At 57.6% G+C, this 23,480-nt stretch carries 24 protein-coding genes and 1 pseudogene; 14 read left to right on the forward strand and 11 right to left on the reverse strand.

Annotation, left to right across the window (positions count from 1 at the left end; genetic code table 11):
* A pseudogene (locus V7665_RS08490) lies at positions 1 to 1,677 on the reverse strand (hypothetical protein); the annotation flags it as partial.
* Between the two features lie 232 nt (positions 1,678 to 1,909).
* On the opposite strand from V7665_RS08490, the gene infA reads away from it, so the two are divergent.
* From infA to V7665_RS08525, 7 genes are all read left to right on the forward strand, one after another.
* Positions 1,910 to 2,128: a translation initiation factor IF-1 gene (infA, locus tag V7665_RS08495; protein WP_176278141.1), complete on the forward strand. Its 219-nt coding sequence runs from the start codon at positions 1,910 to 1,912 to the stop codon at positions 2,126 to 2,128.
* Between the two features lie 115 nt (positions 2,129 to 2,243).
* Complete coding sequence (locus V7665_RS08500) at positions 2,244 to 2,813, forward strand: Maf family protein (RefSeq protein ID WP_335664103.1); 570 nt, start codon at positions 2,244 to 2,246, stop codon at positions 2,811 to 2,813.
* Entirely contained in the window at positions 2,806 to 3,804 is a 999-nt protein-coding gene (locus tag V7665_RS08505; protein WP_335664104.1) for a ribonuclease E/G, read from the forward strand. Before V7665_RS08500 ends, V7665_RS08505 begins: the two co-directional genes overlap by 8 nt.
* Before the next feature lie 67 nt (positions 3,805 to 3,871).
* Positions 3,872 to 4,504: a maleylacetoacetate isomerase gene (gene maiA, locus V7665_RS08510; protein WP_335664105.1), complete on the forward strand. Its 633-nt coding sequence runs from the start codon at positions 3,872 to 3,874 to the stop codon at positions 4,502 to 4,504.
* A 1-nt stretch (position 4,505) separates the two neighbouring features.
* Positions 4,506 to 4,916 carry a GFA family protein gene (locus V7665_RS08515; protein ID WP_335664106.1) on the forward strand — a complete coding sequence of 137 codons (411 nt, stop codon included), beginning with the start codon at positions 4,506 to 4,508 and terminating at the stop codon, positions 4,914 to 4,916.
* Between the two features lie 3 nt (positions 4,917 to 4,919).
* Positions 4,920 to 7,034 (forward strand): TonB-dependent receptor, encoded by a 2,115-nt coding sequence (locus V7665_RS08520; RefSeq protein ID WP_335664107.1) that lies wholly within the window; start codon positions 4,920 to 4,922, stop codon positions 7,032 to 7,034.
* A gap of 9 nt (positions 7,035 to 7,043) precedes the next feature.
* Positions 7,044 to 7,487 (forward strand): MarR family winged helix-turn-helix transcriptional regulator, encoded by a 444-nt coding sequence (locus V7665_RS08525; protein WP_335664108.1) that lies wholly within the window; start codon positions 7,044 to 7,046, stop codon positions 7,485 to 7,487.
* A gap of 52 nt (positions 7,488 to 7,539) precedes the next feature.
* On the opposite strand, the gene V7665_RS08530 is transcribed toward V7665_RS08525, so the two are convergent.
* From V7665_RS08530 to V7665_RS08560, 7 genes are all read right to left on the reverse strand, one after another.
* Complete coding sequence (locus V7665_RS08530; RefSeq protein WP_335664109.1) at positions 7,540 to 8,529, reverse strand: type II secretion system F family protein; 990 nt, start codon at positions 8,527 to 8,529, stop codon at positions 7,540 to 7,542.
* An 18-nt stretch (positions 8,530 to 8,547) separates the two neighbouring features.
* Complete coding sequence (locus V7665_RS08535) at positions 8,548 to 9,519, reverse strand: type II secretion system F family protein (protein WP_335664110.1); 972 nt, start codon at positions 9,517 to 9,519, stop codon at positions 8,548 to 8,550.
* Between the two features lie 40 nt (positions 9,520 to 9,559).
* Positions 9,560 to 10,846: a pilus assembly protein CpaE gene (locus tag V7665_RS08540; RefSeq protein ID WP_335664111.1), complete on the reverse strand. Its 1,287-nt coding sequence runs from the start codon at positions 10,844 to 10,846 to the stop codon at positions 9,560 to 9,562.
* Positions 10,846 to 11,445, reverse strand: coding sequence for a CpaD family pilus assembly protein (locus tag V7665_RS08545; protein WP_335664112.1), 600 nt, complete (start codon positions 11,443 to 11,445; stop codon positions 10,846 to 10,848). The genes V7665_RS08540 and V7665_RS08545 overlap by 1 nt, the downstream gene beginning before the upstream one ends.
* Before the next feature lie 21 nt (positions 11,446 to 11,466).
* Positions 11,467 to 13,092, reverse strand: a complete 1,626-nt coding sequence (locus V7665_RS08550) for a type II and III secretion system protein family protein (protein ID WP_335664113.1) — start codon at positions 13,090 to 13,092, stop codon at positions 11,467 to 11,469.
* Entirely contained in the window at positions 13,092 to 14,051 is a 960-nt protein-coding gene (gene cpaB / locus V7665_RS08555) for a Flp pilus assembly protein CpaB (protein WP_335664114.1), read from the reverse strand. The genes V7665_RS08550 and cpaB overlap by 1 nt, the downstream gene beginning before the upstream one ends.
* A gap of 74 nt (positions 14,052 to 14,125) precedes the next feature.
* Positions 14,126 to 14,608 (reverse strand): A24 family peptidase, encoded by a 483-nt coding sequence (locus V7665_RS08560; RefSeq protein WP_335664115.1) that lies wholly within the window; start codon positions 14,606 to 14,608, stop codon positions 14,126 to 14,128.
* Positions 14,609 to 14,703: 95 nt separating this feature from the next.
* Between V7665_RS08560 and V7665_RS08565 the strand changes: the two genes are divergently transcribed.
* From V7665_RS08565 to V7665_RS08575, 3 genes are all read left to right on the forward strand, one after another.
* Positions 14,704 to 15,672 (forward strand): alpha/beta hydrolase, encoded by a 969-nt coding sequence (locus V7665_RS08565; RefSeq protein ID WP_335664116.1) that lies wholly within the window; start codon positions 14,704 to 14,706, stop codon positions 15,670 to 15,672.
* Positions 15,669 to 16,784: an NAD(P)/FAD-dependent oxidoreductase gene (locus tag V7665_RS08570; RefSeq protein ID WP_335664117.1), complete on the forward strand. Its 1,116-nt coding sequence runs from the start codon at positions 15,669 to 15,671 to the stop codon at positions 16,782 to 16,784. Before V7665_RS08565 ends, V7665_RS08570 begins: the two co-directional genes overlap by 4 nt.
* Positions 16,785 to 16,868: 84 nt before the next feature.
* The gene (locus V7665_RS08575; protein WP_335664118.1) at positions 16,869 to 17,045 is read left to right on the forward strand and encodes a YegP family protein; all 177 of its coding nucleotides are present in this window, start codon (positions 16,869 to 16,871) and stop codon (positions 17,043 to 17,045) included.
* Here the strand turns inward: V7665_RS08575 and rnhA are convergent.
* The 3 genes from rnhA to ispH are packed head-to-tail and all read right to left on the reverse strand — an operon-like array spanning position 17,042 to position 19,412.
* Positions 17,042 to 17,497: a ribonuclease HI gene (rnhA, locus tag V7665_RS08580; protein ID WP_335664119.1), complete on the reverse strand. Its 456-nt coding sequence runs from the start codon at positions 17,495 to 17,497 to the stop codon at positions 17,042 to 17,044. The genes V7665_RS08575 and rnhA overlap by 4 nt on opposite strands.
* Positions 17,494 to 18,453, reverse strand: coding sequence for a homoserine kinase (gene thrB / locus V7665_RS08585; protein ID WP_335664120.1), 960 nt, complete (start codon positions 18,451 to 18,453; stop codon positions 17,494 to 17,496). Before thrB ends, rnhA begins: the two co-directional genes overlap by 4 nt.
* On the reverse strand, positions 18,453 to 19,412 hold the full coding sequence (gene ispH, locus V7665_RS08590; protein WP_335664121.1) for a 4-hydroxy-3-methylbut-2-enyl diphosphate reductase: 960 nt from the start codon (positions 19,410 to 19,412) through the stop codon (positions 18,453 to 18,455). The genes thrB and ispH overlap by 1 nt, the downstream gene beginning before the upstream one ends.
* A gap of 158 nt (positions 19,413 to 19,570) precedes the next feature.
* Between ispH and V7665_RS08595 the strand changes: the two genes are divergently transcribed.
* The 4 genes from V7665_RS08595 to V7665_RS08610 form a co-directional block, all read left to right on the forward strand.
* The gene (locus V7665_RS08595; RefSeq protein WP_442955203.1) at positions 19,571 to 20,230 is read left to right on the forward strand and encodes a hypothetical protein; all 660 of its coding nucleotides are present in this window, start codon (positions 19,571 to 19,573) and stop codon (positions 20,228 to 20,230) included.
* Between the two features lie 69 nt (positions 20,231 to 20,299).
* Positions 20,300 to 22,024, forward strand: a complete 1,725-nt coding sequence (gene argS, locus V7665_RS08600) for an arginine--tRNA ligase (protein WP_335664127.1) — start codon at positions 20,300 to 20,302, stop codon at positions 22,022 to 22,024.
* A gap of 27 nt (positions 22,025 to 22,051) precedes the next feature.
* Positions 22,052 to 22,690, forward strand: a complete 639-nt coding sequence (locus V7665_RS08605) for an SPOR domain-containing protein (protein ID WP_335664122.1) — start codon at positions 22,052 to 22,054, stop codon at positions 22,688 to 22,690.
* A gap of 112 nt (positions 22,691 to 22,802) precedes the next feature.
* A partial coding sequence (locus V7665_RS08610; RefSeq protein ID WP_335664128.1) for a glycoside hydrolase family 3 N-terminal domain-containing protein occupies positions 22,803 to 23,480 on the forward strand: 678 nt, incomplete at its 3' end.

Raw genomic sequence — 23,480 nt, forward strand, 5'->3', positions numbered from 1 at the left:
GTCGCTGTTGTTGCGGAAATATTCGCCGAGGAAGGTAAAGCCGTCGAGCCATTCGGGGCGATAATTGACCGCCAGCTTGATATCCCGCCGCGTTTCCGCCGGCAGCGCCAGATTGCCGCTGGTGGTGATCGCAGCCAGCACGGTTTCGCCATTGGTGAAGTCGAAGACCGTGACATCGGGGGTGATGATTACCGGATTGCCGAGCTGGGCGATGCCGGGTGCGGCTTCCTCGCCGATCGCCGAGGCTGTGAAGACCAGCCCGTCAAACGGTTCCCAGTTCAGGCCAAAGCCAAATTCGACCAGACCGCCAAAATCGGACAGGTCGGCATAGCCGAGATTGCCGTTGATCGACAATTTGCCAATCGCTTCCACGACGTCGATATTCTCGTCCGCCAGCGGGATATCGATATTGATCCCCATGCTCAGCTCGTCGCGGCTGAGGCCGGTGGTGGTGACGATGCCGCTGCGCGTTTCCCGGCTATCCAGTTTTTCCCGGTCATAGCCCGCACGGATGGTGGTGGTGACCGTGCCGGAGGGCAGGTTGAACAGGCTACCGGAGACCGTGGCCAGATTATTGAACGTCTGATCGACAACCTTGGCGCTATCGGTGACAGGGGCTCCCAGCAACGGACCAAAATCGACCGCCAGCGGATCGACCGAGCCGACATCAATCGCCGCCTGCAGCGCGCTGATATCGCCGGATCGGTCGGTGTCTGTATTGACCTGCGCCCGCTTGTAATCGCTGGTCAGCGACCAGCGCCATTCGCTGATCCTGCCATTCAGCGTCAGCCCTGCTTGCGCGCTATTGCTTTCCTGCACCCGGTTGAGCGGGCCATATTCGGTGAAATAACGGAACAGAGGATCGCCCGCGACTTGCAGCGTAGCATTGGGCAGGCCTTGCAGGCCACGGGACTTGTCGTAGACATAACCGCCATTGAGTGAGAGTGACATGCCATTGTCGAAGTTCCGGCTGTAATTGGCATTGAGCTCGACATTGTCCGAGGGCGCGACCAGCGTGCGAAAATCGCCGAGATTGACCAGATCGCCGGCAGCATCCTGAATGATGTTGCGTTCACTTTCGGTGATCGCAGTGTTGTTCTGCCATTCCAGATTGATGTTGACGCGGCTGTTCTTGCCGATCCGTGTGATGGTGCTCTCAACCTCCGAACGCCCCTGCGCTCCTCTTGTCGGAACGCCATATTCCGCCGATGCGCTGACCCCGGTATAATTGTCCTTGAGGATGAAGTTGATCACCCGCTGATCCGGACGATAGCCATATTGCAGCGCCAGCTCTTCCGGAAAGACCTGCACCGTGCGAATGGCTTCCGGCGGCAGATCGCGGATTTCGCGGAAACCGGAGGTGCGCTGGCCGTTGATCAGCACGATCGGCCGGCCGCTGCCCCGGCCCCGGCTGGAACTGGTCTGCGAAGAAATGGCTTCGAGCAGGTCCTGCACCGAAGACACACCGAAACTGGCGATGTCCGCTTCGGTCAGTTCGACCACCGGCGGTATCTCGGTGACGACTGCGCCGCGCGGCCGCTCTGCCGTGACCACGATTTCCTCATCCGGATAGTCCGAATCTGTTTCGGTGATCTGCGCGCCGGCAGGAGCCGCGAGCAACAGGCTTGCCAGGGCAAAGGAGGATGAGGCGCTGAGGAATCCTGGGGAAGAGATCATGATCGGGTTCAATAGCTTCAAATAGGGGGGAGAGAAGATGTCCGAAGTGCCATGCAGGACGCGCTAATGGTATATTTTCTTTGTATTAAATTGTCGCAGGGAAATTGCTGGGGCAGCGATAGATTTTATCATTTTGACAGATGCAGCTAATCCTTCCCTTTTGGCGCATTTGCCGTTATGGCGCACTGCAACACGCGGGATTGCCGCGATATCAGGGAAAATGCACCGCAAGATGGCAAAAGAAGAATTACTGGAAATGAAGGGGTTGGTTCGCGAACTGCTCCCCAACGCCATGTTCCGGGTCGAGCTGGAAAATGGCCACGAGATTTTGGGTCACACCGCTGGCAAGATGCGCAAGAATCGCATCCGCGTGCTGGTTGGCGATGAAGTGCTCGTTGAGCTCACCCCTTATGACCTGACCAAGGGTCGTATCACCTATCGTTTCAAGTGATGGTATGCCGCTCGTCCTGAGCTTGTCGAAGGACGGCGATCGGCAGGCAGTGCATTTGCGTAAGCGGCTTCGACAAGCTCAGCCCGAACGGTCCAGAGAGAGGGTATCGTATTCCATGAAACTTGTCCTCGCCTCATCCAGCCCGCGTCGTCTGGAACTGCTCGGTCGTCTGGGCGTCACGCCGGACCGGATCATCTCTCCCGATATTGACGAAGCCCCGCACAAGGGCGAATTGCCGCGCGACTATGTCTTGCGCATGGCCCAGGAAAAGGCTGCTGCCGTCGAACGCGAAGATCAGGAAATCCTGGTCGCTGGCGACACCACGGTTGCGGTCGGTCGCCGGATATTGGGCCAGGCCGCCGATGCGGCGGAGCAGCGCAAGTTCATGCAATTGATCAGCGGGCGACGGCATCATGTGATGTCTGCGGTCTGCGTGATCGCTGCCGATGGCACGGCGCGCACCAAATTGTCGGACAGTATCGTCAAATTCAAGCGTTTCGAATCGAGCGAGATCGAAGCCTATATTGCCTCTGGCGAAGGTCAGGGCAAGGCAGGCGGCTATGCGATACAGGGGCAGGCAGAAGCCTTCGTCACCTGGATGTCGGGCAGCTATAGCGGGGTCATGGGGCTTCCGCTTTACGAAACCCGCAATCTGCTGATCAGCGCGGGCTATCCTCTTGGCTGATGTTGCCAATGGCTGGCTGTACGAAGCCGGGATCGGTGAAAACCGGGCGTTGCGGCTCGAAGATAATATGCTTCTCCAGATACGGGTCGAGCGCGCAGATGGGCGGGCCAGAGCCGGCGCGGTCGTCGACGCGAAATTCACCCGGCAATGGGTCGCGGGAAAATCCGGCATCGTGACGCTGCCGGACGGGCAGGAGGCGCTTTTGCAGCCGCTGCCCAAAGGTTTGACCGAAGGATCGTTGGTCCGGGTAGAAATCGTCCGGGCGGCGATGATCGAGCAAGGCGGGCAGGCCAAGCGCGCCAAGGCACGGCCAGCCGACATCGACAGCCCGTTGTGCGAAGGCCCCGCCTTGTTGGCGGAATTCGCGGCAAGCGGACTTCCCGTCAAACAGGTTCACGCCCATGACGAAGATATTTTCTCCCAGCATGATTGGCACGAAGCGATCGAGCAGGCGGAAACCGGGCGGATCGATTTTGCGGGCGGGAACCTGTTGGTTTCGCTTACTCCGGCGATGACATTGATCGATGTCGATGGGCCGCTGGCACCATTTGAGCTGGCGAAACGGGCCGCGAAAGAGGTCGCCCGGGCGCTGCTGCGCTTCGACATATCCGGCAATATCGGGGTCGATTTTCCGACCCTGGAAGCCAAGGCCGAACGCGCCGCCGTCACCGCTGTTTTTGATCAGCATATGACCGCCAATTGCGAACGCACCGCGATCAACGGCTTTGGTTTCATGCAGATTGTCAGCCGCAAGGTCCGGCCATCGCTGCTGGAAATCATGCAGGCCAATCGCTCGATCAATGCTGCGCTGAAATTGCTCCGGCAGGCGGAGCGGGATCGCGGCACCGGTGCCATGCTGCTGGCCGTGCATCCGGCTGTGGCCAACAAGCTGACACCGTCGCTTTTGGATGAACTGGCAAGGCGGACGGGGCGGAGCGTGTCGATTGAACCGCGCGGCGACATTTCAATCGATGGCGGTTCGACAGGATAATCCTGACCCGTCGCAAGTGTGGTGTAACGCCCTTGCATTTCCGCCGCTCAATCTTCAAAGCCAGCGCATGACAGATATCATCCTCTACGACTATTGGCGCAGTTCGGCGAGCTACCGGGTGCGCATCGCGCTCAACCTGAAGGGCGTGCCCTATACAGCGATCAACACCAGTCTGCTTGATGGAGACCAGAAGGCCCCGGCCTATGTCGCGCGCAATCCGCAGGGCTTTGTGCCGATGCTTTCTATCGACGGACTTGATCTGACCCAGTCGCTGGCGATTATCGACTATCTCGATGCAAAATATGACGATCCGCCAATGGTGTCCAGCGACCCGATCGAGCGCACCCATACGCTCGCTCAGGCACTGGTCATTGCCGCCGACATTCACCCGGTGAACAATTTGCGCATATTGAAATATCTCAAGAATGAGCTGGGACAATCGCAGGAAGCGATCGACACATGGTATCGCCATTGGGTCGAAGAAGGTTTTGTGGCACTCGAGGCCATGGCGCCCGAAACCGGCCTGTTCGGTGGCGACAGGCCGAATCTCGCCGATGTCTGTCTTGTCCCGCAAATGGCCAATGCCCGGCGGTTCGAGACGGATTTAAGCGCCTTTCCCAAGCTCGTGCGCATTGATGCGGCTTGCAATCAACTCGAGGCTTTTCAAAAAGCCGCTCCCGAAGCCGTGAAGGACCAATGACATGACAATCGAAGGTGGATGCTATTGCGGTGCGGTGCGCTACGAGGCCGAAGGCGAACCAATGCTGAAGGCGGAATGTTTCTGCCGCGAATGCCAATTTACGACCGGCGGCAATAGTCTGTTGCTGATGGCGATGCCGGCGGACGGTTTCGCCATCACCAAAGGGGCCGTGAAGGGCTTTAAACGGGCGGACCTCGAAAAGGGTGTGACCCGGGAATTTTGCGCCGATTGCGGTACCCATCTGACCACTCGTGCACCGGGCTTTGAAGTGGCGGTGATCGTGAAGGTCGGAACGCTCGATGATCCGAGCATTTTCGGTAAAGCAGACAGCGCTAATTTTGCCTGCGACGCGCAGGATTATCACCGGCTACCAGACGATATGCCGGTTCATCAGAAGTGGATGCATAGTTAAGTCATGAAAAAATCAGTATTAGCCTACCCGCTATTGGCTTCAATGGCGTTGGTGAGTGTCCCTGCCTGGGGGCAAGATCAAGCCAGCAATGATGACAACGAAATTGTCTTTGCCGATAGGTCATTATCCGAGATTATCGTAACCGGACTGCCGGCCTCGCTTGGCGACGGGGCTTATAACGCCACCGAAATTTCGATCGATTCTTTGCAGACGGTCGAGAATGCGTTGCGCGATGTGCCCGGTCTTCAACAATTCCGTCGTTCGGACGCGCGGTCGGCCAACCCGACCAGCCAGGGCATCACGCTGCGCGGACTGGGCGGCAATGCCTCTTCCCGCGCCTTGTTGATCCTTGATGGCGTACCGCAGGCTGATCCATTTGGCGGATGGGTCGCCTGGCCTGGCTATGATGCGCTGGCTTTGAGCAGCGCCCGGATAACGCGCGGCGGCGGTAGCGGCGCAGACGGCCAGGGTGCCATTGCCGGAACCATCGAACTGTTCAGCGACAATGTCGGTGACCTGATCGAACTGGGCGCCGCCTATGGCAGCCGCAACAGCGTTGATGCCGATCTGATCTTTGGCCGCGAACTGGGGCAGGGGCAGCTGACCATTTCTGCCAATTATGCCCGCGGCGACGGTTTCATTCCGATCATCGAAGGCCAGCGCGGTTCGGTCGATCGCCCGGCGGAATATGAACAGGCCGGCCTTGCCGTCCGCTTTGTCGCGCCCTTGTCCGACAATGTTGAATTACAGAGCAATGTCCGGGCCTTTACCGATGATCGCGAGCGCGGCTTTGCTTTCAGTGAAAATCACAATGACGGTGCCGATGCCAGCATCCGGCTGGTCGACCGCACTTCCGAATGGCAATGGTCCGCTCTGGCCTATGTCCAGATTCGCAATTTTGACGTCAGCTTCGGCGGTGTTGCCGATGACCGCAATTCGGTTAGCCGGGTATTCGAGCAATATAATGTTCCCTCTACCGGGCTTGGTGCACGCTTTGAACTGCGGCCTCCGGTTGGTGACGACATCGAACTGCGCATCGGCGGCGACTGGCGGCGGACCGAGGGGGAAACCAAGGAAAATTTCTTCTTTGCCGACAATGACACGCCGCGCCGCAGCCGCAGGGCAGGCGGCAGTACCGCGACCTATGGCGGCTTCGTTGAAGCCAGTTTGCAGGCGAGCGATGCGCTGGTCCTGACCGGTGGCGGGCGCGTTGACTTCTGGACGATCGACAACGGTTTCCGGAAAGAAATCGAACTGATCAATCCGTTTCCCGGATCGGTGCGGACAGACGATCAATTCGCCAATCGCAGCGGCAGCGAATTTACGGGTCGTGGCGGCTTTGCTTATGACGTAACCGACCAGCTCACGCTGCGCGGCGCGGCCTATCTCGGCTGGCGCTTGCCTACGCTCAACGAATTGTTCCGACCCTTCCGGGTTGGTGACGATGCCACAGCCGCCAATGAATTGCTGGAACCGGAGCGAGTCAAAGGGGCCGAGCTGGGGCTGGACTGGAATAGCGGCATTGTCACGCTGGGCATTACCGGCTTCTACAACCAGCTGGATAATGCAGTCGCAAACGTGACCCTCGATAATGGTCCTGGCTTGTTCCCGGGTGTCGGCTTTGTAGCGGCGGGTGCTACTTACAGCCAGCGCCAAAATCTCGCGGCAATCAAATCCAGGGGCGTCGAAATCGATGCCTTGTTCGATCTCGGCCAACTGGCGGACGGCCTGACCGTTCGCGCTGCCTATTCCTACGTTGATGCCAATGTCGATGGTATTGGCGACGCCGCCTCGATCGACGGTTTGCGCCCGGCTCAGGTCCCCCGGCACAACGCATCCGGATCGATCCGCTGGGAAAGTGAAAATGGCACCGGTGCAAGCCTGTCTGCGCGTTATATCGGGCAGCAGTTCGAGGATGATGTCAATATGCTCAGCCTGGCCGACGCATTCACCATCGATGGCCGCATGGCGCTGGCCGTCAACGATCGCCTGCTGGTCGAAACCCGGGTTGAAAATCTTCTCGACTCCCGGGTAGAGGCAGCGATCAGTAGCAATGGAATAATAGAACGGGCCTTCCCCCGGACATTTTGGGTTGGACTTCGCGTCAAAATTGAATAAATATTACTTATGACCTTTAAACTTGATGATTATCTGCCCTACCAGCTCTCGACGACGTCCAACGTGGTCAGCGATGTAATCGCGGGCGAATATAAGAGCCGCTTCGGCCTCAAGATACCGGAATGGCGGGTGATGTCGGTGCTCGGCACACGTGGCGCCTCGACGCAGCGGCATTTGGTCGAAGCGACGTTGATGGACAAGGTGACCGTCAACCGGGCGGTGAAAAATCTCGTCGATCGCGCCTTGCTCGACCGCAGTCCCAATACCGCCGATGGCCGTTCCCATCATCTGTTGCTGAGCAGCACGGGCCGCGATCTATATGGCCAGATCCTGCCAGCCGCTCAGGCGATGGACAAGAAAATCATGTCCGTGCTCAGCGAGGAAGAGAAAGCCGAACTATCCGCCGTGCTGGCAAGAATAAAAAAATCGGCGGACACCATCGCGGCGCAATAAAAAAGAGCGGCAGGGGACTGCCGCTCTCTTGATTTGTCAGATTTATTTCCTGCTACAACATTGCATCGGAGATCGAGCAGGCCGCGGGGCCGAGGATCACGATGAACAGGGTCGGCAGAATGAACAGGATCAGCGGTATCGTCATGATGGCTGGCAAACGCGCGGCCTTTTCTTCCGCCCGCATCATCCTGTCATTACGAAATTCCGCCGACAAGACACGCAGGGAAGATGCCAGCGGTGTACCATATTTCTCGGTCTGGATCATCGTCGTGACAACGCCCTTGATATGGTCCAGCGCCACACGATAGGACAGATTTTCAAAGGCCTGTCGCCGCTCGGTCAGAAAGCCCAGTTCGATGGAGGTCAGCGAAAATTCATCGGCCAGCTCCGGATAGGCGCTGCCGAGTTCTTTCGAGACCCGGGAAAAGGCGGCGTCGACCGTCAGTCCGGCTTCCGCACAAATGACGAGCAGATCGATGGCGTCAGGCAGACCCTTGCGGATCAGGTCGGTCCGTTTGGAGATCAGGTTGTTGACGTAAATGTCGGCCCCTTTATATCCCAGGATGGCGGCGCCGGCAAAGACGCCGAAACGTTTGAGGTCAGACCAGTCGGCCAGATAGTTGAAGCCATATATCGCCAGCGCCGCACCGCCTCCGAGAAGGATCGGCAAAACGAGCCGGCTGAAGATGATGAGAAAGGCCAGATCCTTCGAACGGATACCGGCCTGGGCCAGCTTCTGCTGCGCTTCTTTGACCTGGGTATCCTGTAGCACTTGCAAAGACGACAGCACGTTGCGCATCCGGTCGGTGGTATCATTCTGCTGAACCAGCTTTGCCCGTTTCTTGGTGGTTGAGGCGGTGATGCCAGCTTTCAGCTGTTCCCGGCGCTCGTTTAGTGCCTTGACCCGTTTTGCCATGGGGTCGCGCACGGTCACCGCGGCATAGATTGCGAAAAATACTGCCGATGCCGCGACGGCCGACAATATTGTCGCCACCCAGAGCACGTCTACGCCCATTAATGTTGGTCCGCCGCCGGTTGTCATTTGCCTAGCACCTTCATTTTAAATCTCGAAATTGACCATTTTGGCCATGATGAACACACCAATGCTCATCCAGCACAGGCCACCCAGGCCAGCGATGATCAAACGTTCTTCATAGAAAAAGCCAGCCAGATATGTCGGGTTCACGCTATAAACCAGTCCGAACACAATGAACGGCAGTGATCCCACGATATAGGCCGAGGCCTTGGATTCCGAGGACATCGCCTTGATCTTGAGTTTCATCTGGCCACGTTTGCGCAGCACTTCGGCAAGGTTGGACAGCGTTTCGGCCAGGTTACCACCGGTTTCGCGCTGAATTGCCAAAGTGATACAGAAGAATTTGAATTCTGGCGTTTCCATGCGCTTTGCGCTCTCTTGCAGCGCATCCTCCATGGTCTGGCCAATCTTGATCCGGTCGACCACATTCTGGAATTCCTCGCCAACCGGTCCGCCAATTTCCTTGGCGACCACACCGATTGTTTCGGTGACGGGCAGGCCTGAACGCAGGCCGCGGACGAGCAGTTCGATGGCATCGGGAAAGGAAGCGGTAAATTTGGCAATCCGCCGGTTGATCAGGAAGCCGACAACAAAATGCGGCAATCCGGCACCGACCAGCAGCCCGAAAAACAGACATAGCAGAATCGGAGCGCCCTTGAGCAGCAGCAAACCGGAGACGACCACAAACAAGCCGCCTGCAGCGTAGAAAAAATAGGACAGCGGCCAGCGCTTGCCGGTTTTCTCCATCCGGATCGCCAGAATTTCCAGCTTGGTCATGGTGTCGCCCTTGGGGCGAGTGGTTTTGCGCCGCGCTGACAGCGCTTTTTTCATCTGCACTTCAACATGCACATTAGCGCTGTCGGAATGGCGAAACTTGAGCTTGCTCAGCCGCCGTGCGCTTGCTCTTGATTGCGATGCATCGGCAAATGCAAAGATGAGCAGCAGCAGAACCGCCAGAACGCCAGCACCCAAAATTGCAGTTTGCATCATACCCATAGTCTAATTCCTTTAAAGCCGAAGAATCTCTGCACCTGCTTCAGACTTTGGGAGCATCCTCATTGGCTTTCTTTGACGGCAGAAAGGATTTGAATTCGCCAAATTTATCCATGAACGATTTCTTGGCGCCAGCATCGCTAGGGTCCAGCCCGCCGCTCACAGATCCGAGCACGAGGTTGGTCAACTCGATGATCTTAGCCGAGGCTTTGCTTGACTTGCCGGCATCCACCAGCGCCTGACCCAATTTTGCAGCCTGCGCTGCGGTTCTGGGGTCATAGGGAATCATGATGTCGATCTTGCGCTCGATCGAGCTTTCGAAATCCTGACGGCCGATTTCCAGATTGGCGGTTTGCACCTTGTTGGCTACGACATAGACCTTGCTCTGGGCCGCGTGGGATTTCAGCCAGGACAGCAGGCGAATGCAGTCCCGCGCCGAAGCGAGAGTCAGTTCCGTCACGATGACGGTCGCATTTACATCACCGAGAAGATGGGGATAGTTGATCAGCATGTCGCGCGGCAAATCGATCACCGTACAATCGAAGGCAGCGCGAAATTCTTCCTGCAATTGGAAGAAAGCGGTGCCATCGGTCAGGATCGGCGAATTGATTGGCGCTTCGGCAGACAGCAGTGACAGTTTGTCATTGGCCTTGATCATGGCGCGTTCAATGAACAGGCCATCAATCCGGCTCGGGTTGTCGATGGCATCGGTAAGGCCGCGACCAGGCTCCAGATCGAGCGAAAGGGCGCCGGTACCGAAATGGACATCCAGATCAAGCAGCGCGGTCAGACGTTCCCGGTCATGGCTGAGCAGCCAGGCCAGAGAGGTGGCAATGGTTGAGGCTCCGACGCCGCCGCGGGTGCCGATCACAGCGGTTGAAATATGCGGTTTTTCGGCTTGCGGATCATCGATTTTTGGTTGGTTGAAGACCGCTTGCGCCTGGGACAATACGTCGCGCAACTGTTCCGGGCTAAACGGCTTCAGCAGATAGTCCTGCAAGCCGCTCACGATCAGATCACGATAGAGGCGAACGTCATTGACCTGACCCATGGCAATCACAACGGTGCCTGGTTCGCAGACCTCGGCCAGCGAATTGATATCGCTCAACGGATCACCGGATTCCGACAGGTCTACCAGCAAAATATTGGGACTGGCAGAAACGGACAGGGTCTGGATCGCATTGCGCAATCCGCCCTTGTTACATTTGTCGACCGACCAGCCCATTTCTTCGGCAACCGGACGGAGCATCTCCAGCGTGTCGTCATCGCAAACAAATGCGGCAAACGGATCACGGCCGCCAACCGAGCCAGGTTTCCAGGGAGCGTTCATTATTGTCCTCCAACTTTCTTGTCACGATAGGCACGAATAGCCTTGGAAGCCTGCGCCTGATCTTCACCGTCGGCAGCCTGGCCGCGGACCAGATCTTCTGGGTTGGCAATCATCGCGGCAAGAGTGCCGTTCGTTCCGCAACCATAGTTGGCGCTGGTACGCGCCTGAAAATCGGTGTGGCTGCGATGGCTGAAATCGGGGCATCCCGGCACGGAAGCCGAGGTGCGTGTCACAACAATCCGCATCAGACCAGCAGGAACATTGCCTTCGGTAACCGGTGCCGTCTCGCTGACCAGCAGTCCATATTCAGCAACAATGGTTTCGACCGCAGCCTTCGCCACGGCGCTCGTGGAATAGGCTGGATCATCGATCGAAACGCGATCACCATAACCCAGTTCGAGCGCGTCGAACCAGCCGGACAGGCGATTTTGCTCTGCCGTGGACAGTCCGCCATTGCCGGCGCTCAGGTCCAGCACGAAATTCGATTTGGAAACAACCGGTTGGCGTTCGCTATAGACGCTGCGGTTCGCGGTGGTGCTGCCACATGCCGTAACCGAGAGCCCGAGGGCGGTGATAAGTGCCATTGAAACGATGCGCATGATCTGTTCTCCTGATCGAGCTTATTTGTCGAAACTGAAACCGGGAGCGGTGCCGCCGGATTTCTTGGATGTCTTGGCCGATTTGGCGGGAGCTGGTGTTTCCAGGCTGCCAAAACTCTGGTCTTCCGGTGTGGCCGGAGCCACGCTCGGCTTGGGCCGATCGCCGCCAGAACCGCTATGGTTGCGGTTCATCAGGAACCGTTCCGCATCATTGGCGGCCTTGAAGCCGTCAGTGGGCAATACGATCTCGCTGTCGCTGACCGGTTTCACCAGATAAGGCGTTACGACGATCATCAGTTCGGTTTCATTGCGACGATAGCCATCAGATTTGAACAATGTGCCAAGGATCGGAATATCGGCCAGGCCCGGCGTCTTGTCGATCGCCGAGTTGTAGCTGTTCTGCATTAGGCCGGCGATCATGAAGCTTTCTCCCGATCCCAGTTCGACTGTGGTCTCCGCTCGGCGGGTTGATACGGCCGGAATACTGAAACCGTTTAGGACAACGGCTCCGTTGGAGGTGATTTCCGATACTTCCGGTGCAACGCGGATGGAAATTCGGCCATTTGACAATACGGTCGGCGTGTAGGACAGGCTGACCCCGTAATTCTTGTATTGAACGGAAACTTCACCCAATCCGGTCGAAATCGGAATGGGGAATTCGCCGCCAGCAAGGAAAGTCGCGGTTTCACCCGAAATTGTCGTCAGGTTTGGTGATGCCAGCGTACTGACCAGACCGACTCGTTCCGAGACATCCAGAGCGGTGGCGATATCCAGGCCAAACAGGCGGCCGGCCGCCTGAACGGTGCTGAGGTCGGATCCTGCATTATAGTTGAATTGCGTCCCACCCGGCGTCACGAACTGGCCGGTTGACGGGTTGAACGGCAGCGAGATTGAACCTGCTGGCAAGCCAAATAGCTGCGATGCGTCCAGATTGGGAAAGGCCGATGTGTTGAAATCGGTGATCGAGCCGAACTGGCGACCACGCGAAACACCAAATTGGAACCCGCCAGTTGTGTCCCGGGTCAGAAGATTGCCGTTAATCTCCTTCGCCAGCGATCGGCTGACTTCGGCAAAGCGAACTCTCAGGTTGACCTGCATCGGCGTTGCCGTTTTCAGGCGGCTGACAACCCGGGTCTCATTGCCGACAAAAGCCTGGACCAGATTTTCCGCTTCTTCCGCATCATCCGGATTGGCGATGGTGCCGGTCAGCAGGACGAAATTATTGGTCGTGCTGACCGCGATATTCGCTTCTGGCATGGCCAGGCTCAGCATCTGGTCAATCGAGGAAATTTCTGCGCCGACAGCGACTTCGGCCGAGTAGATGACTTTACCGGAAGCGCTGGTTGCATAAAAGCTGGTCTGACCGCCTTTTTTGCCGAAAATATAAATTTGCCGCGGCGACCGCACCTGGACATCGGCAATGCTGTTTTCGGCAATGAAAATATCTTCAATCGGTGAGGGCAGAGTAATCAACTTGCCACGGCCGACCGCGATGGAAATGCGGCTATCCGGCTGGGATATGTTGACCGACTGGGCGTTTAGTGCCGTGCTGCTGTTCGCAGCCAGAGCCAGGGCGAGGGCGGCAACGACGGCAACGCCCATTGCCTTTTTCGCCGAACGGCTATGCTGTGCATATTCTACGGCCATTACTTGTCTCCAAACTCGATGTCATTGACCGTATTTCCGCGGGCGACGCGGACTACCGGACCTTTTGGTTTTTCCTTGGCGGCCAGGGGAGGCGGTGAGCGCGTTTCAAAGCGCGACACGTCGCCACCGGTCGAAAAGCTTGATTTCGTGCTGCTTGGGCGTGCAGCCAGCGAACGGAGCATGTCGGCTTCAACAACCGGGTCATCCGTTTTTGGCAGTTTGATCGCGCCGGATGCAATTGCTTCTTCCAGTTCGGCGGCGCTGTCGGCCAGCGAACGAAGCGACAGGCTCAATGTACCCAGAGTCTGGGCAACGGAGATCTGCTCGGCAATTTTTGGCGTGGCTTCGAGGGTGACCAGCTTTGCCTTCCGGGCGATCTGCTGTCCCGCTTCATTGGTCGATGCGGTAACCCGGTTGTCGGTGGCCAGCACCCGCAAGTTTCGGATCACGGTCTCGGAAACCTTGAGCTCCGGACCTTCGCCTTGGACCGACTGGGTCAGCATCAGGTCCACCCGGTCACCCGGGAATACGAAGCCGGCAACGCCGGTCAAACCGGATACAGGGATAGTGACTGCGCGCATGCCGGGGCCGAGCGCTGCGGCAAGGAAGCCGCGATCACCCGGCGCAACGAGAGAGCCTTTGGTGAGAGGCTGGCCAGCGGTGACTGGATTGCGGACAACGGTGCCAGTAAGCGTTTCCAGGTTGGTGCTTTCCTTCATGAAATAGACGTCTTCGATTAGATCCTTTGGCCAAGGCTGGAACCGGAAACTGTCGGGCGTGATAATCGTGCCGACAGGAAGCGCGCGGGTTGCGACGAGAACTTCCTCGCCAACCAGTTCGGCTTTTTTTGCAGCGACTTGGGGCGCGGAGGCACCATCAAACATATTCTTTGCGAGCAGTGCAGTGACCGCAGCAACGATCAGCGCACCAATCAGCAAAATGATTTTCTTTTTGTCCATGACGTTTCACGCCTCCTGAATGCCCCCGCCGAAATGGTTCCATTGGCGGTCCATGCCTCTTTCGAGTAAAATGGTTAAAATATCGTTTGTGAACTATGCCCCGTTATGCCCCAGATCGTCCAAAGCCCGGAAAAGGCGATGGCGACACCATATGGAACCTTTATGGGGCCTTCGGTCTTTCGGATTTGCTTGCTGATCATCATTAACAGTGTCAGCAGGCCGCCAGCGATTGACATGATCACCAGCAACTCGAGAAACGTCAGCCAGGGCATCCACAAAGACAGGGCAGTCAGCAGTTTGACGTCACCGCCGCCCATCGCGCCGATCGCGAACAATCCGGCGAATATGGTAAATATGATAACAGCCAGTCCGATTTGTGCGATCATGTCGGGCCACAATGTCATGCCGCTGAATATCCAGAAGACCGGCGCACCCATGGCAATCACGAGATTGAGCCAGTTTGAAATATGGCGTTTTTTGAGATCGGTGACTGCTGCGACAATCAGTGCAATTGCCAATCCGCCCCAGAGCAAGTAGATGAAGGTTTCGCTATCCATGGACAGACGTCTAGTTAATTTGCCTTACCAAATAGTAACCACGATTCCCGGAACGATTTTTATCTTCCGATCCTGCGACAACGATAAAGCGTGATATGACAGACTTTAAAGATGAGCGCTTTGATCGCCGGTCCGTTCCAGCAGATGCGATAGAAGCGCCGTGGATCGGTCCGGATGGCTGGGAGTTCCGCAAACTGGACTGGCAGAGTGACGATCAGCCGGACGGACCGCGAGGCTCCATTCTGTTCATGGCCGGACGAGCAGATTTCTACGAAAAATATCTGGAAACATTGCATGATTTCCACGCCCGTGGCTGGAATGTCACCTCGGTTGACTGGCGCGGGCAAGGCGGATCGGGCCGTTGCGGGCCGCACCCGCATGTCGGCCATATCGATGATTTCGCCACTTGGGTGGGGGATCTGGTAGCATTGTTTGATCAATGGCGTGCCAGCCATCCAGGGCCGCATGTCGTGCTGGGCCACAGTATGGGCGGGCATCTGGTGCTGCGCGCGCTGACCGAGCAACGCATCCATCCGGACGCGGCCATATTGAGCGCACCGATGCTCGCCCCTGCCGGCGGCGGCATGCCGGAATGGACCGCCCAATTGATCGCCAAGATCATGTGCATCATTGGCCGCGCTACACGGCGTGCCTGGAAACCGATCGAAAATCCGCTGGAACCCTATGTGCCCCGACAGGCTTTGCTGACCCATGATGCCGACCGCTATTCGGATGAATTTTTCTGGTTCCGCGAGCGCCCCTTTGTCCGGCTGGGACCAGCGAGCTGGCGCTGGGTTGAACGGGCCTATGCCTCGACCAGATCATTGCGCAACCGCCGAAGGTTGATGCAGATGGAGACACCGATTCTGGTGCTGGCGACATCGACGGACGAACTTGTCGATCATCCGACTATCGAGCGCGCCGTGCACTTGATGCCAAAGGCCGAGATGAAGCTATTCGGTCCGGAATCCGCCCATGAAATATTTCGCGAGGTAGATGATGTGCGCAACGACGCGCTCAACGCCTGTTTTTCCTTTCTCGACCGGGTTGCACCAAAACAATGAAGCATTTTGACGTCGCTATAATCGGAGCCGGTATCGCCGGAGCCAGCATCGCCTCTGAAATTGGTGCCGATCGATCGGTCTTGCTGCTCGAAGCCGAGGACCATCCCGGCTATCATTCCACCGGTCGTTCCGCGGCCTTCTGGACGGAAAGCTATGGCGGGCCGCTGGTCCAGCCGCTGACCACCGCTTCCCGGGCATTTCTGGACAATCCACCGGCGGAATTTTCGCAGACTGGCTTTCTTCGGCCGCGCGGTGCGGTCAATATTGGGCGCGACGATGAGCAGCATCTGGCCGATAAGTTTCTGGCAGATTTTGCCGACAACGGGCTCACCATGGCTCGCTGGTCCTGGGCCCAGGCCGCAGCACTCGTTCCCGATTTGAAGCCGATATGGAAACATGCGATCCATGAACCCGAATGCCGCGATATCGATGTCGCGGCCCTCCATGCCGCCTATCTTGCAGACGCCAAGCGCAAGGCCGTGGATCTGAAATGCCGCGCACCGGTTACCCGGATCCGGAAACAGGATCAAATGTGGGAGCTGATCGCCGGGGATGAAACCTATCACGCGACCGTGCTGGTCAATGCCGCCGGTGCCTGGGCGGATGGCATCGCCCGATTGGCCGGGGCCAAACCGGTCGGCATCCAGCCGTTGATCCGCAACATGGTCCAGATCGAGACCGATCCACCTTCATCGCAGGACATGCCACTGGTTGTCGGTCTGGATGGCAGTTTCTATTTCAAACCCGAAGCCGGCGGCAGCTACTGGCTCAGCCCGCATGACGAAATCCCGGCTGAGCCTGGTGATGTCGCCGCGGACGAACTGAGCGTTGCCATTGCCATCGACCGGTTTGAAAAGGTGATGGATGTGCAGGTCAAGCGGGTTACCCGAAAATGGGCGGGTCTGCGCAGCTTTGCGCCGGATCGGTTGCCCGTGATCGGCTTCGATTCCGCAACCGCAGATTTATTCTGGTTTGCCGGGCAGGGCGGTTTCGGTATCCAGACGTCCCCGGCAGCGGCCAAATTGGCTCGTTCCATTCTGCTTGGCCAGACGCCCGATGAAAGCCTGCACGGGATCGATGCCAGTCTCTACGCGGCATCGCGCTTCTCCTAGCAACGGTCATTTTACAACTGGGGTGTTGCACAGCCGGGCTGATGGCCTATGATTTCTGTTATCCAACAGAAGGAGAGGATGGCAATGGCCCATAAATTTGAAATCTGGAAAGACAAGAAGGGCGAATTTCGGGTTCGTTTCAAATATAATGGCGAAGTGATTTTCTGGACCGAAGGTTATACCAGCAAGGCGAGTGCCAAAAATGCAATCAGTTCGATCCAGAAAAATGGACCGAATGCCGAGATTGAAGACAATAGCTAGAAATTGTTGCGGGCGGCTTTGATCGCAGCATCGCTGGCCAATATATCGGCGCGCTCATTGTCGGCATGGCCGTCATGACCTCTGACCCAGTGCCATTCGATCTGATGGGGCTCGACCGCCTTTAACAGGTCCTGCCAGAGATCAGCGTTTTTGACCGGCTTTCTGGCGGCAGTCCGCCAGCCATTTTTCTGCCAGCCAAAAATCCATTGGGTGATGCCGTCTTTTACATATTTGCTGTCGATCGACAGCTTGACCTTGCAGGGGCGCTTCAGCGTATTGAGCGCCTCGATCGCAGCGCGCAGCTCCATGCGGTTGTTGGTCGTATCCGGCTCGCCACCGGAAATTTCCTTTTCCTTGTCGCCGTGACGGATCAGCGCGCCCCAGCCGCCGGGCCCGGGATTGCCCTTGCACGCGCCATCGGTAGCGATCTCGACGATTTTCGTTTCAGTCATATTGTAAATATATCCGGGTGGGTTTGATAAAATTGCAGCCGATGGAGAAACGCCTGGGGATCCTTGCGTGTCACCAGCGCACCGGCGGGGGTATTGATCCAGTCATAGGCCCGGGTCAGCAGAAAACGCAGCGCCGCACCCCGGGCAAGCAGAGGAAGGGCCTGGCGTTCGGCATCGCTGAGCGTGAAGGCGGATTGATAACCGCTGATCAAGGCTTGCGATATTGGCTTGTAGAAGTCCGAGCCATCCTCGGAAAAACACCATGCCGCATGGGTCACCGCGAGATCATAGGCGCGGATATCGGTGCAGGAGAAATAAAAGTCGATCAGGCCGGTGACCCGGTCACCCAGCATCAGCACATTGTCGGGAAAAAGGTCGGCATGAATGGCCGATCGGGGCAGCTCATGCGGCCAATGGGCGTCGAGATGATCGAGCTCTTGTGCAATCGCCTCTGCCAGGCCGGGAGCAATATTGTCGAGCTGCGCGGGACCGCATTGCTCCGCCAGCGCCCGCCAGCCATCGTGATCGAGAATGTTGCGGCGTTCCGGCTTGAAATCCGCAAGCGCGCCATGCATGCCTCCCAGCGCCTGGCCCATAGCCTCGGCTTGTGTGATCGTGGGGTGGCTCACCGATACACCGGACAGAAAGGTAATCAGGCAGGCGCTGCGTCCGCAGAGCTGCTGGATCTTCTCGCCTTCGCGGTCGGCGATCATCGGCGGTACCAGACAGCCATGCGCCGCCAGATGATCGAGCAAAGCGATGAAAAATGGCAGATCCGCAGGGTCGACCCGCTTTTCATACAAGGTCAGAATATATTTGCCCTGCGTCGTCTCCAGCAGATAATTGCTGTTCTCGACGCCTTCGGCAATGCCTTTGGCAGATAGGAGCGTGCCGACGTCAAAACGGGTGAGGAACTGGCCAATTTCCTCTGCGCTAACCTTCGTATAGACCGCCATCAGGCCGCTTCGAGCCCCCGTGGCAGTTTGAAGACCATGTTTTCCTCGGCGGTCTTGACCTTTTCCTCGCGAATTTCGAAATGCTCTTCGAGCAGGGTCATGACTTCGCGCACCAAAATTTCCGGTGCCGAGGCCCCGGCGGTCAATCCCAATTTGCTGACGCCGTCCAGCCAGGCAAGGTCGATTTCATCGGCTCGCTGGATCAATTTGGCAGTTGCGCCGCCGCGTTCGGCGACTTCGACAAGGCGCAGGCTATTCGAGCTGTTTGGCGCGCCGATGACGAGAACGAGTTCGCAATTTTTTGCGATTTTTTTCACTGCATCCTGACGATTGGAGGTGGCGTAGCAAATATCCTCGCCTTTTGGCCCGACGATGCCCGGAAAGCGGGCTTGCAGCGCCGCGACGATTGCGTGCGTGTCATCGACCGACAAGGTCGTCTGGGTCAGAAAGGCGAGCGCCTCCGGATCTGCGGGTTGCAGCGCTTCGACATCGTCGAGTGTTTCGACCAATGTCATCTGGCCGTCTTCGACCTGGCCGAATGTGCCGATTACCTCGGGGTGATTGGCGTGGCCGACAAAGATGATATGCCGACCGGCTTCGGTTTGCCGTTCCGCCTGGCGATGCACTTTGGACACCAGCGGGCAGGTCGCATCGAGATATTCCAGCCCGCGTTCTTCGGCTTTATGCGGGACAGCCTTGGGCACGCCATGAGCGGAAAATACCACCGGGACGCCATCGGGCACCTCGTCCAGCTCTTCGACAAATATCGCACCCAGTTTCTTCAATTCATCCACCACATAGCGGTTGTGGACGATTTCGTGCCGGACATAGACCGGCGCGCCATATTTTTTTATCGCCAGCTCGACGATTTTTATCGCCCTGTCGACGCCCGCACAAAAGCCGCGAGGTGTGGCCACAAGCAAGTCTATCTGCCGTTTCTGCTTATCGGAATGAATCATGTTCAACCCCTTAGAGAATAACTGCACCGGCGAAAAGCCCGTCTGTTCATCTTATGGACGGTTGCACCGCATTAAAGGCCCAGATAAGGGTTGCGAAATTTTTATCGGTGCGCATGGAGCCTATGTGTGTTGCCCGTGATCAAAGGCAAGGATTGAAAATGATGGCAAATGGCCGGTTGAAAAAAATTATATTGGCAGCGGTCACGGTCTTGGCTGTCACCGGATGTGCAAAAGAAGGCGCGCTCGACATCAGTTCAGGCGTCGGTGTTTCGGTCATCCGGACGGGTTGTCCAGCGGTTGCGGTGCCGGATCATACCGGCGACATAACCATCTTCAACCCCGCGACCAGCACCGATGCCAGTGCCATCGATGTGGTTGCCAACATCACCAACGTCCGTTCGACCTGCAATAGCGAAGGTGCGCGGATTTATACCGAAGCGAGCTTCGACATCTATGCCTTGCGGACCAATCCGGCCGGCGCCCGCACGGTCACCGTTCCCTATTTTTCCACTGTCATCCAGGGCGGCACCGCCGTGGTGGCAAAGCGGATCAAAAATGTTACGCTGCAATTTGCCGCCGGTGATTATCGGGCGACGGCTTCGGGCAAGGCTGGTGCCTATGTTGACGCCTCTGCCGCCCGTTTGCCGGAAGACGTGATTGAACGGCTGACCCGGAAGCGCAAGCCCGGAGACGCCGATGCGGCGCTCGATCCGCTGGCTGACCCGACCATCAAGGCCGCCGTCACCCGCTCCTCGTTCGAGCTGCTGATCGGTTTTCAGCTAACCCAGGCACAATTGCAATATAACGCTACCCGATAGGGTTGCCTGCATTGACAAACAAACGCGCCTGAACAATTCGGGCCTTTTTTCCTATGACGAATTGAACCAATCATGCTGTTCCATATTTTTCAGAAACATATTGATGCGATATTGGATGAATTGACCGAAGCGGAGGTTCTGCCGGTCGGGCTTGACCGTTCGAATGTCACGCTGGAACCACCGCGCGATCCTTCGCACGGTGACCTGTCGACCAATGCGGCGATGGTCCTGGCAAAAGTGGCTGGCATGAAGCCGCGCGATCTGGCCGAGAAAATTGCCGAAAAGCTTGGCGCGCTGGACGATGTGCAATCGGTGGACATTGCCGGTCCAGGATTTATCAACCTGCGTGTCGCTGGCTCCGTGCTGCTGGGCGAATTGCTCGAAATCGAGCAGCTGGGTTCGGAATATGGCCGGTCGGACAAGGGCAAGGGCGTTACCGTCAATATCGAATATGTCTCCGCCAATCCGACCGGACCGATGCACATGGGCCATTGCCGCGGCGCGGTGGTCGGCGATGCGCTGGCCGATCTGCTCGAGGCCGTGGGTCACAAGGTGATCCGCGAATATTATGTCAATGATGCCGGGTCGCAAGTCGATACGCTCGCCCGTTCCGCTCATCTGCGCTATCTGGAAGCGCTGGGTGAAGAGATCGGTGTGATCCCCGAAGGCCTGTACCCTGGCGACTATCTGAAGCCGGTCGGGGAAGCCCTGGCCGCCGAATTTGGCGATAAATACAAAGATGCGGCAGAAACCGAATGGCTGCTTATCTTCCGCAAGGCGGCGGTCGCCAAGATGATGGACATGATCCGCTCGGATCTCGCCATGCTCGGCATCAGCCACGATGTTTTCTCATCCGAAGCCGAACTGCACGAAGCCGGCAAGGCGGATATTGCCGAAGCCGAGCTGCGGTCCCGCGATCTGGTCTATGACGGGGTGCTGGAACAGCCCAAGGGCAAGGTGATCGAGGATTGGGAAGCGGTCGAGCTGCCGCTGTTCCGTTCGACGCAATTTGGTGACGATCAGGATCGCCCGATCAAGAAATCCAACGGGCGCTGGACCTATTTCGGCGGCGATCTCGCCTATCATTTTCAAAAAGCGCAGACGGCAGACGAGCTGATCGATATCTGGGGCGCCGACCACAGCGGCACGGTCAAGCGGATCAAGGCGGCGGTTGCGGCGCTGACCGAAGGCAAGACCAAATTTGACGTGAAGCTGGTCCAGATGGTGCGCCTGTTGCGCAACGGCGAGCCGGAAAAAATGTCCAAACGCTCGGGCAATTTTGTCACCATCGCCGACATGGTCGAGGAAGTCGGCAAGGACGCCGTGCGCTTCACCATGTTGACGCGCAAGGCGGACGCGCAGATGGACTTTGATTTCGCCAAGGTGATGGAAGCCTCGCGCGACAATCCGGTCTTCTATGTGCAATATGCCCATGCCCGCATCCAGTCGACATTGCGCAAAGCCGCAGACGAAGGGGTGACGCCCTCGGCCGACCATCTTGACCGGCTCGGCGAGGAGGAAATGGACCTGATCAAAATGGCGGCGCAATTCCCGCGGATCATCGAATCGGCGGCGGCGTCGCGCGAACCGCATCGAGTCGCATTCTATCTGAACGACCTCGCAGCCGCTTTTCACGGCTATTATAATCTGGGCAATGACCGGCCTGACAAGCGGATCATAATGGTTAATGACCCGGAAGTCACATCCGCGAGGCTTTTCTTAGCCAAGAATATCGGGCAGACTGTAAAAAATGGTCTTGCTTTGATGGGCGTAGAGGCCGCAGAATCGATGTGATCAGCCCTTTGGCTAACGGAGCATATAATGTCAGATACCACCCGCGAAAATCTTGATCTGGACGACGAAGATCGTCTGCCCTGGCTCGAATCGGCCGAAGATTATGATGATGGCGAAGAATATTCTCCGATCCGGGTGGCTTTGTTCGTCGGTTTCGGTTTGCTGCTACTGGCGGCAATCGTCGGCGGTATTTATTGGCTGCAGAACCGCGACGGCGGCGGGCTGGACGGCAATGGCGAATTGATTGCAGCTCAGGAAGGCGACTATAAGGTCCGTCCCGACGACCCGCAGGCACGGCAATTTGAAGGCGAAGGCGATGCCAGCTTCGCCGCCAGCGAAGGCCAGGAGACCCCGGCACAACTGGGTGATCCAGTGACGACGGAAGCGCCGCTCCGCAAGGCGGATGCAGACCCGTCCGCAGACGCAGCAGGAACGGCCCTGATCCAGCTTGGTGCCTTCAGTTCAGCCAGTCTCGCTGATCGCAGTTGGTCGGGCTATGCGCGCCGGTTTGAAGCCATCGGCTCGTTGCCGAAAAAGATTCTTCAGGGCAATCTGGATGGTGGAACGATTTACCGGTTGAACGCGGTTGCACCAAGCCGCGAGGCGGCCCAGGAAATCTGCAATAATCTCAAGGCCGCTGGCGAAAGCTGCCTGGTCGTTCGCTAGTCTGGAAGCAATAGATGGTTGAAGCGCTGTGGATAACGGCGCTTTTGCCTTTACCCGGCTTCGAAACGGCGCAAGGGTAAGACATGTTGCGTGAGAAGAGTTCATCATGGCTATGACACCGGCGGTTTTTGGAATTTCGGGCCTGAGCCTGACCACCGCTGAAAAGGCATTTTTCCGCGAAAGCGACCCTGCGGGTTATATCATCTTCGGACGCAATATCGAGAGCAAGCTACAATTGCGGGCGCTGACCGATGAACTGCGCGCGCTCCATGGCCGCGATGATCTGGCGATCCTGATCGATCAGGAAGGCGGCCGTGTGGCGCGGATGCAGCAGCCGATCTGGCCCAAATTCCCGGCGGGGGAGATATTCGACAAGCTGTACGACATCGCGCCTGCCACGGCGATCGAGGCGGCGCGGCTCAATGCGCAGGCGATTGCCGTCAGCTTGAACGAAGTCGGCATCACGGTCGATTGTCTGCCACTGCTCGATGTCCGCCAGCCGGATGCCGACAATGTCATCGGCGACCGCGCTCTGGGCAGCGAACCGATGCGGGTTGCGGCTCTGGGCCGGGCGATCCTTGACGGTCTGCAGCGCGGCGGCGTGGTGGGCGTGGTCAAGCATCTGCCGGGCCATGGCCGGACCAGCGTCGACACGCACAAGGCTTTGCCGACGGTGACGGCCAGCGACGAAGAACTGCAACTGGACCTCGCCCCGTTCCAGGCGCTGAACAAGGCGCCGATGGGCATGACCGGCCATTTGCTGTTCACCGCGTGGGATGCTCAGACACCA

It is taken from the genome of Parasphingorhabdus sp. (genome assembly GCF_036964675.1).
Lineage (GTDB): Bacteria > Pseudomonadota > Alphaproteobacteria > Sphingomonadales > Sphingomonadaceae > Parasphingorhabdus.

What these genes read in the sequence shown, in the direction of transcription:
- cpaB (WP_335664114.1), bottom strand. Translation starts at nt 14,051, where the DNA reads ATGGACAAAAAGAAAATCATTTTGCTGATTGGTGCGCTGATCGTTGCT.
- V7665_RS08540 (WP_335664111.1), bottom strand. Translation starts at nt 10,846, where the DNA reads ATGAACGCTCCCTGGAAACCTGGCTCGGTTGGCGGCCGTGATCCGTTT.
- V7665_RS08520 (WP_335664107.1), top strand. Translation starts at nt 4,920, where the DNA reads ATGAAAAAATCAGTATTAGCCTACCCGCTATTGGCTTCAATGGCGTTG.
- maiA (WP_335664105.1), top strand. Translation starts at nt 3,872, where the DNA reads ATGACAGATATCATCCTCTACGACTATTGGCGCAGTTCGGCGAGCTAC.
- V7665_RS08560 (WP_335664115.1), bottom strand. Translation starts at nt 14,608, where the DNA reads ATGGATAGCGAAACCTTCATCTACTTGCTCTGGGGCGGATTGGCAATT.
- V7665_RS08575 (WP_335664118.1), top strand. Translation starts at nt 16,869, where the DNA reads ATGGCCCATAAATTTGAAATCTGGAAAGACAAGAAGGGCGAATTTCGG.
- V7665_RS08515 (WP_335664106.1), top strand. Translation starts at nt 4,506, where the DNA reads ATGACAATCGAAGGTGGATGCTATTGCGGTGCGGTGCGCTACGAGGCC.
- V7665_RS08545 (WP_335664112.1), bottom strand. Translation starts at nt 11,445, where the DNA reads ATGCGCATCGTTTCAATGGCACTTATCACCGCCCTCGGGCTCTCGGTT.
- V7665_RS08605 (WP_335664122.1), top strand. Translation starts at nt 22,052, where the DNA reads ATGTCAGATACCACCCGCGAAAATCTTGATCTGGACGACGAAGATCGT.
- V7665_RS08500 (WP_335664103.1), top strand. Translation starts at nt 2,244, where the DNA reads ATGAAACTTGTCCTCGCCTCATCCAGCCCGCGTCGTCTGGAACTGCTC.
- ispH (WP_335664121.1), bottom strand. Translation starts at nt 19,412, where the DNA reads ATGATTCATTCCGATAAGCAGAAACGGCAGATAGACTTGCTTGTGGCC.
- V7665_RS08535 (WP_335664110.1), bottom strand. Translation starts at nt 9,519, where the DNA reads ATGGGTATGATGCAAACTGCAATTTTGGGTGCTGGCGTTCTGGCGGTT.
- V7665_RS08565 (WP_335664116.1), top strand. Translation starts at nt 14,704, where the DNA reads ATGACAGACTTTAAAGATGAGCGCTTTGATCGCCGGTCCGTTCCAGCA.
- infA (WP_176278141.1), top strand. Translation starts at nt 1,910, where the DNA reads ATGGCAAAAGAAGAATTACTGGAAATGAAGGGGTTGGTTCGCGAACTG.
- V7665_RS08550 (WP_335664113.1), bottom strand. Translation starts at nt 13,092, where the DNA reads ATGGCCGTAGAATATGCACAGCATAGCCGTTCGGCGAAAAAGGCAATG.
- V7665_RS08570 (WP_335664117.1), top strand. Translation starts at nt 15,669, where the DNA reads ATGAAGCATTTTGACGTCGCTATAATCGGAGCCGGTATCGCCGGAGCC.
- V7665_RS08595 (WP_442955203.1), top strand. Translation starts at nt 19,571, where the DNA reads ATGATGGCAAATGGCCGGTTGAAAAAAATTATATTGGCAGCGGTCACG.
- thrB (WP_335664120.1), bottom strand. Translation starts at nt 18,453, where the DNA reads ATGGCGGTCTATACGAAGGTTAGCGCAGAGGAAATTGGCCAGTTCCTC.
- V7665_RS08530 (WP_335664109.1), bottom strand. Translation starts at nt 8,529, where the DNA reads ATGACAACCGGCGGCGGACCAACATTAATGGGCGTAGACGTGCTCTGG.
- V7665_RS08525 (WP_335664108.1), top strand. Translation starts at nt 7,044, where the DNA reads ATGACCTTTAAACTTGATGATTATCTGCCCTACCAGCTCTCGACGACG.
- rnhA (WP_335664119.1), bottom strand. Translation starts at nt 17,497, where the DNA reads ATGACTGAAACGAAAATCGTCGAGATCGCTACCGATGGCGCGTGCAAG.